Here is a 7,393-nt window from a genome sequence, read left to right on the forward strand (position 1 = left end):
AGCCCGCAGTTTGCGTGTGAAGTCACGACATCCTGATCACATGCATTTCATGGCGTTGTCCCAAAAACCGCTGCGCACTTTTGGGCGATATGCATTTGGTGTCCCGACAGCGACAAAAACTTTCCTCTTGACGCCGGAAGCCTGAACGCATATCGCCGTCCGTGGGCCACCCCTCCCCAACGAGGGGCCACTATCTGGAAGGATAGACCACGATGACGCATACGAAGCCCGGATTCCGTCCGGCAAATCCCGATTTTTCCTCAGGTCCATGCGCAAAACGTCCCGGCTGGTCGGTCGAGGCGCTGACCAAGGCCGCGCTTGGACGCTCCCATCGCGCCAAGATCGGCAAGGCCAAGCTCGAACAGGCGATCGAGCTGACGCGCGAGATCCTTCAGGTCCCGGCCGATTATCGCATCGGCATCGTGCCGGCGTCGGACACCGGCGCGGTCGAGATGGCGCTGTGGTCGCTGCTCGGCGAGCGCGGCGTCGACATGGTCGCCTGGGAAAGCTTCGGTTCCGGCTGGGTCACCGACGTGGTCAAGCAGCTGAAGCTCGCGGACGTGCGCAGGTTAGAGGCCGGCTACGGCGCGCTGCCGGACCTCACAAAGATCGATTTCGACCGCGATGTGGTCTTCACCTGGAACGGCACGACCTCGGGCGTGCGCGTTGCCAACGGCGATTTTATCCCGGCCGATCGCAAGGGCCTGACCATCTGCGATGCGACCTCGGCGGCGTTTGCGCAACGGCTCGATTTCAGGAAGCTGGATGTCGTCACCTTCTCCTGGCAGAAGGTGCTGGGCGGCGAGGGCGCACACGGCATGCTGATCCTCAGCCCGCGCGCCGTCGAGCGGCTGGAGAGCTACAAGCCGACCTGGCCGCTGCCGAAAATCTTCCGCCTCACCTCGGGCGGCAAGCTCATCGAAGGCATCTTCAAGGGCGAGACCATCAACACGCCGTCGATGCTGTGCGTGGAGGATTATCTCGACGCACTCAATTGGGCGAAGTCGATCGGCGGGCTCGACGCATTGATTGCCCGCGCCGAGGCCAATGCCGCCGTTCTCGACGGCTTCGTCGACAAGTCCTCGTGGCTCGGCCATCTCGCCATCGACCCGGCGACACGGTCGAACACGTCCGTCTGCCTGTCCTTCACCGACCCGGATGTCGCGGCACTCGACGCCGACGGGCAGGCTGCCTTCGCCAAGGGGCTGGTCTCCGCGCTCGACAAGGAAGGCGTCGCCTATGACATCGGCGCCTATCGCGATGCGCCGCCCGGCCTGCGCATCTGGTGCGGGGCGACGGTCGAGGCCTCCGACGTTGAGGCGCTGCTGCCCTGGCTCGACTGGGCCTTCGCCCAGCAGAAGGCGTCGCTAAAGGCTGCCGCCTGAATTTTCCAGTGGCGGCTCTCGGGCCGCCCATTCCCAACGGATCAAATCCTATTTGAAGGAGGCCGCCATGGCGCCCCGCGTTCTCGTCTCAGACAAACTCTCCACCACCGCCGTGCAGATATTTAGGGATCGCGGCATCGAGGTCGACTATCTGCCCGATCTCGGCAAGGACAAGGAAAAGCTGCTCGAAGTGATCGGTCAGTATGACGGCCTCGCCATTCGTTCAGCGACCAAGGTCACCGAGAAGCTGATCAACGCCGCCACCAAATTGAAGGTCGTCGGCCGCGCCGGCATCGGCGTCGACAATGTCGACATCCCGGCGGCAAGCCGCAAGGGCATCATCGTGATGAACACGCCCTTCGGCAATTCGATCACCACGGCGGAGCATGCCGTCGCCATGATCTTCGCGCTGGCCCGCCAGATACCGGAAGCCAACGCCTCGACCCATGCCGGCAAATGGGAAAAGAACCGCTTCATGGGCATCGAGATCACCGGCAAGACGCTGGGCATCATCGGCTGCGGCAATATCGGCTCGATCGTGGCCACGCGCGGCGTCGGCCTGAAGATGCACGTCATCGCCTTCGATCCGTTCCTGTCGGACAGTCGTGCCGAAGAACTCGGCGTCGAAAAGGTCGAACTCGACGAGTTGTTCACCCGCGCCGATTTCATCACTTTGCACACGCCGCTGACCGACAAGACGCGCAACATCATCGACGCAACCGCCATCGCCAGGATGAAGCCCGGCGTGCGCATCATCAACTGCGCCCGTGGTGGACTGGTCGTCGAGGCCGACCTGATCGCGGCGCTGAAAAGCGGCAAGGTGGCTGGCGCCGGCATCGACGTGTTCGAGGTCGAACCGGCGGAGTATAATGAACTGTTCGGCATGGAGAATGTGGTGGCGACGCCGCATCTCGGCGCGTCGACCACCGAGGCGCAGGAGAATGTCGCCCTGCATGTCGCCGAGCAGATGTCCGACTATCTGATCAAGGGGGCCGTCTCCAACGCCATCAACATGCCTTCGATCACCGCCGAGGAAGCGCCGCGGCTCAAACCTTTCGTCAAGCTGGCCGAGGTGCTCGGGGCCTTCGTCGGCCAGGTCACCGAGGACCCGATCAAGGAGGTCGAGATCCTGTTTGACGGCTCGACCGCGACGATGAACACGCGCGCGCTGATCAGCGCCGCCCTTGCCGGGCTGATCCGGCCGCAGGTCTCCGACGTCAACATGGTGTCGGCGCCGATCATGGTGAAGGAGCGCGGCATCATCGTCGCCGAGGTCAAGCGTGACAAATCGGGCGTGTTCGACGGCTATATCAAGCTGACGGTCAAGACCGAGCACAGGACGCGCTCGATCGCCGGCACCTGCTTTTCGGACGGCAAGCCGCGCTTCATCCAGATCAAGGGTATCAATCTCGACGCCGAGGTCGGCCAGCACATGCTCTACACGACCAATGCCGACGCGCCCGGCATCATCGGCCTGCTCGGCACGGTCTGCGGCGAGAACGGCGTCAACATCGCTAATTTCCAGCTCGGCCGCAACCGGCCGGGCGGCGATGCCATCGCGCTGCTCTATCTCGACGCGCCGTTCCCGGAAAAGGTCTTGGAACAGGTGCGCTCGCACAAGTCGATCGACTCGGCCAAGAGGCTGCATTTCGATGTGGGCAGTGTGTGAGACGAAGTCAGAAGTTTCCGTTCGCTCGCGATTGGAAACTGCTATCACACGAACAGCCCCGCGTGCCTTGGGAGGCGCGCGGAGCTGTTCGCCGTAATTGCCTGGCTGCCGTTACTTGCAGGAGAAGCCGGGCGCGATCTTGCATTGCGGCTTGTTCGGCCGTGGCGGGCGCGGCTTGTTCGGCCTATGCGGACGGTAATGCGGCGGGCGAATGATGATTTGTGGCTGGACGACGATCGGGCGCACCGCGCGGACGCGATCCAGATAGTTTGAGCTGGCCCAGCCTCGTATTCCGGCGGCGCGAATCGAACACCAACTCCCTTCGCAGCCAAACACCGTCACCCGTTGGCCGGCCGGCAGTGTCGCGACCCTGGCATAGCCGGGGCCGGGGCCGCTTCGTACATTCAATGTCGTGGTGGTGCGGGCGGTGGCCGCGGAGGCCGAAGCGGGAAAGGCCGCCCAGCCGGCAAGAGCGACGACCAGGGCCGCAAGCATCCGAAAATTCATAATCGTCTCCATTCGCACCGAAATCAGACAAATAGGCATCGATAAGCTGAGTGCCAAAAAGTGTAAAAGTCAATCTCCCGGTAATGGTGCCGTATAATTGGAGTTCGTGTATCCTTAATTGTGCTGTTACTACCCATAAGCTCTATTAATACATTAGCCTGTTTAGATGTTCCCCTGGACGCTGCTGTAAAGTTTTGGTTAACCATGAGGGCAACGACGAGCGGTGGTTTGCCCGATCTTCAACCAATGCCGAGCATAGGCCAAAGCGCGTCGCGGGTGATGGGGTTCACGCGACGCGCTTTGAGTCTTTGCCTTTATGCATGTCGCCCGCTGCACACTTTTGGGGCGACATGCATTATATCGTCATCTTCCTTCCATTGTATTCGGCCAGGCTGATGCCGCCCAGCACCAGTACAAGCGCCAGGGCCTGATAAAGGTGGAAAGTCTCGCCGACGATCAGCACCGAAAGCAGCGTGCCGAAGATCGGCACCAGGTTGATAAACAGGCCGGCGCGGTTGGCGCCGATCAACTCGTTGCCCCTGATGTAGAAGATCTGCGAGACGATCGAGGCGCCGATGGCGGTGTAGATCGTAACCGCCCAGCCGCGCGCGTCGGGCACGATGACCTTGCCGGCAGCGATTTCCCAGAGAAAGAAAGGCAGCGACGTGACGAGGGCCGCAATCGACAGCGCCAGCATCAGGCTCTGCCAGCGCATGGCCGGCTTCACTCGCAACCCGACCGAATAGCCGCTGTAGAGAATCACGGCGATCAGCATGATCGCGTCGCCGAAGTTGAGCTCCAGCGTCAGCAATCGTCGCGGATCGCCGTGGCAGGCGGTGAGGATCACGCCGGCGATGGTCAGCACCACGCCGACAATCTGAGCCCAATTCACGCGCAAGCGAAAAAATATGAAATTGGCGACGATAATCAGAATCGGCATCGCCGCCTGTTCGATCGAGACATTGATCGCGGTCGTGTAGTTGAGCGCGGTATAAAAGATCGCGTTGAAGAGGGTGAAGCCGCCGGCGCCCAACGCCGCCAGTATCAGCCAGTGCCTGCGGACCACGGGCCAGTCCTCGCGTAGCGTCCGCCAGCCGATCGGCAGCATGATCAGAACCGCCAGCACCCAGCGCAGGAAGACCAGCGTCATCGGCGAGATGTGATCGACCGCCAGTTTGCCGGCCACGGAGTTGCCACCCCACAGCAAGGTGGTGATCAGCAGGAACAGATAGGCGCTTCGATGCATGGCTGAAGTTCCGGCCGGCGGAGGGGCTTCGGGGGCTTGCGTCGGCCTATTGCGACGGTCTGCCCAAGTAAATGATGGCAAAGCTGAAAATTGTTGTGCCTCCGGGCATTTTCAGCGGCAAAGAATGGTCGCGTCAGCCTGCTCTAGACGCTATAGAGCGACATGCGTCCATTTGGACGCACAAAGTACGCGTCTCCGGGCTTTGAACCTTCGCATCGGCGATTTCGGGAAATCGATTCCGATTTTCCGGCCGATGCGATAGAGGCCTGTCGTTCGAACCATTTCAAGCCGCATCGAGCGGCGTCTCAAGGGAAATGAAACATGGCCAACGTGGTGGTCGTCGGCTCGCAGTGGGGCGACGAGGGCAAAGGCAAGATCGTCGACTGGCTGTCGGAACGCGCCGACGTCGTCGTGCGCTTCCAGGGCGGCCACAATGCCGGCCATACGCTGGTCGTCGACGGCAAAGTCTACAAGCTGTCGCTGCTGCCGTCCGGCGTGGTGCGGCAAGGTAAATTGTCCATCATCGGCAATGGCGTCGTCTTCGATCCGCACGCTTTCGTCGCGGAAGTGGCGAAATTGAAGGCGCAAGGCGTCGAAGTAACGCCGGAGCGCCTGAAAATAGCCGAAAACACCGCGCTTATCCTGTCCTTGCACCGGGAACTGGACGGATTCCGCGAGGACGCGGCCTCCAATTCCGGAACGAAGATTGGCACGACCCGTCGCGGCATCGGCCCCGCCTACGAGGACAAGGTGGGCCGGCGCGCGGTCAGGGTGATGGATTTGGCGGATTTGGAAACACTGCCCCTGAAGGTCGACAGGCTGCTGACGCACCATAATGCGCTGCGCCGCGGGCTCGGCCATGCCGAAGTCACGCATGACGCGATCATGCAGGAGCTGAGTTCGGTCGCCGGCGAGATCCTGCCCTATATGGACCGGGTCTGGAAGATCCTCGACGACAAGCGCCGCGCCGGTGAGCGCATCCTGTTCGAGGGCGCGCAAGGCACGTTGCTCGACATCGACCACGGCACCTATCCGTTCGTCACCTCGTCCAACACGGTCGCCGGCCAGGCCTCAGCCGGCTCAGGCGTCGGCCCGGGCGCCATCGGCTATGTGCTCGGCATCACCAAGGCCTATACGACGCGTGTCGGCGAAGGCCCGTTTCCGACCGAACAGAAGAACGAGATCGGTGAGTTCCTGGGCACGCGCGGCCACGAATTCGGCGTCGTCACCGGCCGCAAGCGCCGCTGCGGCTGGTTCGATGCCGTGCTCGTTCGCCAGGCCGTCGCGGTCAATGGCATCAAGGGCATCGCGCTGACCAAGCTCGACGTGCTCGACGGGCTAGACGAGATCAAGGTCTGCACCGGCTACCGGCTTGATGGCGAGATGATCGATTATCTGCCGGCCAGCCAGGGTGCGCAGGCGCGCGTCGAACCGGTCTACGAGACGCTCGAGGGCTGGAAAGGCACCACGGCCGGCGCCAGAAGCTGGAACGACCTGCCGGCCCAGGCCGTCAAATATGTCCGTTACATCGAGGAGTTGATCGGCGCGCCGGTCGCGCTCCTCTCAACCAGCCCGGAACGGGACGACACAATACTTGTGACCGATCCGTTTCAAGATTAGTTTCTCAGCCTTTCCGGGCATCGCGGCTGATTTGCGGGGGCCGGCCCAGGAACAAAATGCAGGTCGACTGAAGCATGGTAGATTTTGTTAGTCCTCTGAAAAAGACGCTCGCCGGCATCGTTGACCCAACGCCGGAGGTACGCGCGAGAGTCTATGACAAGGCTCGCTCAACCATCGCGGACAAGCTTGCCGAGCGTGTGCCGCCGCTGGCGCCTGCGGCCATTGCCCAGCATAAGCGTACCCTGGAAGACGCTATTGAAAGCATCGAGCGCGATTATGCCAAGCCTGCGCCGGCGTCCGATCCGCTGGCGGAGCTGGAAGACATCTTCTCTTCCATCGACCGCAACAAGAATCAATCCAGCCATGTCCGGCAACCGGCAAAGACCGAAGCGGCATGGCAGCCCGCCCCTGCCGCCAAGACGGCGCCGAACTGGCAAAAACCGCAACCCGCTCCTCTTCCCCCAGGCCGCGCCGATCCAGTGTCCTCGGGCATGGATTCTCAAGCGGCGGGCGACAAGCGCGACGCCTCCAGGGGCGATGTTTTCAGGAATGACGGCTTTTCCAATGATGAGGAGCCGGCGGCGGATACTTTCCAGCGCATGGGCCAGGCTGAGCGCAAGCGCGGCTATGGTGGTCTGATCGCTGCCGTCGTCGCATTGCTCGTCGTCGCCGGCGGCGGTTATGGCATCTGGCTGAACAAGGATGCGTTCAGCGATATGCTGGGCCTCGGCGACACCAAGGTTGCAACCACCGAACCGCTGGTGAAGCCGGCTCCGGCCAAGCCGGCAACCGATGCCGCGGCCACACCGGCTGCCACCGACGCCGCCGAAAGCGCCAAGTTCACCCAGCGCCTGACGCCCGAGGGCGGCGAGGTCGATCCCGGCCCCGCGGCGGGACGCACCGGCATCGGCGAGGGTGAATCCGTCGCGGCGTTGACCACGCCGCCGCCAGCCGCACCCGCGGCAC

At 62.5% G+C, this 7,393-nt stretch carries 5 protein-coding genes and 1 pseudogene; 4 read left to right on the top strand and 2 right to left on the bottom strand.

What is annotated here, in order from left to right; translation table 11 throughout:
- The first annotated feature begins 212 nt into the window (after positions 1-212).
- Together MESS2_RS08640 and serA are read left to right on the top strand one after the other, a co-directional pair.
- Positions 213-1,385, top strand: a complete 1,173-nt coding sequence (locus MESS2_RS08640; RefSeq protein ID WP_008873798.1) for a phosphoserine transaminase — start codon at positions 213-215, stop codon at positions 1,383-1,385.
- Positions 1,386-1,452: 67 nt separating this feature from the next.
- Positions 1,453-3,054 (top strand): phosphoglycerate dehydrogenase, encoded by a 1,602-nt coding sequence (gene serA, locus MESS2_RS08645; protein ID WP_008873799.1) that lies wholly within the window; start codon positions 1,453-1,455, stop codon positions 3,052-3,054.
- Between the two features lie 111 nt (positions 3,055-3,165).
- Here the strand turns inward: serA and MESS2_RS08650 are convergent, their stop codons facing one another.
- Positions 3,166-3,561, bottom strand: a complete 396-nt coding sequence (locus MESS2_RS08650) for an SH3 domain-containing protein (RefSeq protein WP_008873800.1) — start codon at positions 3,559-3,561, stop codon at positions 3,166-3,168.
- 355 nt (positions 3,562-3,916) lie between these two features.
- Complete coding sequence (locus tag MESS2_RS08655) at positions 3,917-4,807, bottom strand: DMT family transporter (RefSeq protein WP_008873802.1); 891 nt, start codon at positions 4,805-4,807, stop codon at positions 3,917-3,919.
- A gap of 321 nt (positions 4,808-5,128) precedes the next feature.
- Between MESS2_RS08655 and MESS2_RS08660 the strand changes: the two genes are divergently transcribed.
- Together MESS2_RS08660 and MESS2_RS08665 are read left to right on the top strand one after the other, a co-directional pair.
- Positions 5,129-6,427 (top strand): adenylosuccinate synthase, encoded by a 1,299-nt coding sequence (locus MESS2_RS08660; protein WP_008873803.1) that lies wholly within the window; start codon positions 5,129-5,131, stop codon positions 6,425-6,427.
- Between the two features lie 74 nt (positions 6,428-6,501).
- Positions 6,502-7,393: pseudogene (locus MESS2_RS08665) on the top strand (hypothetical protein); the annotation flags it as partial.

Source organism: Mesorhizobium metallidurans STM 2683, from assembly GCF_000350085.1.
Classification (GTDB): domain Bacteria; phylum Pseudomonadota; class Alphaproteobacteria; order Rhizobiales; family Rhizobiaceae; genus Mesorhizobium; species Mesorhizobium metallidurans.

Bases quoted from the DNA above. Each gene is read 5' to 3' on its own strand.
- MESS2_RS08640 (WP_008873798.1), top strand. From the start codon at position 213: ATGACGCATACGAAGCCCGGATTCCGTCCGGCAAATCCCGATTTTTCC.
- serA (WP_008873799.1), top strand. From the start codon at position 1,453: ATGGCGCCCCGCGTTCTCGTCTCAGACAAACTCTCCACCACCGCCGTG.
- MESS2_RS08650 (WP_008873800.1), bottom strand. From the start codon at position 3,561: ATGAATTTTCGGATGCTTGCGGCCCTGGTCGTCGCTCTTGCCGGCTGG.
- MESS2_RS08655 (WP_008873802.1), bottom strand. From the start codon at position 4,807: ATGCATCGAAGCGCCTATCTGTTCCTGCTGATCACCACCTTGCTGTGG.
- MESS2_RS08660 (WP_008873803.1), top strand. From the start codon at position 5,129: ATGGCCAACGTGGTGGTCGTCGGCTCGCAGTGGGGCGACGAGGGCAAA.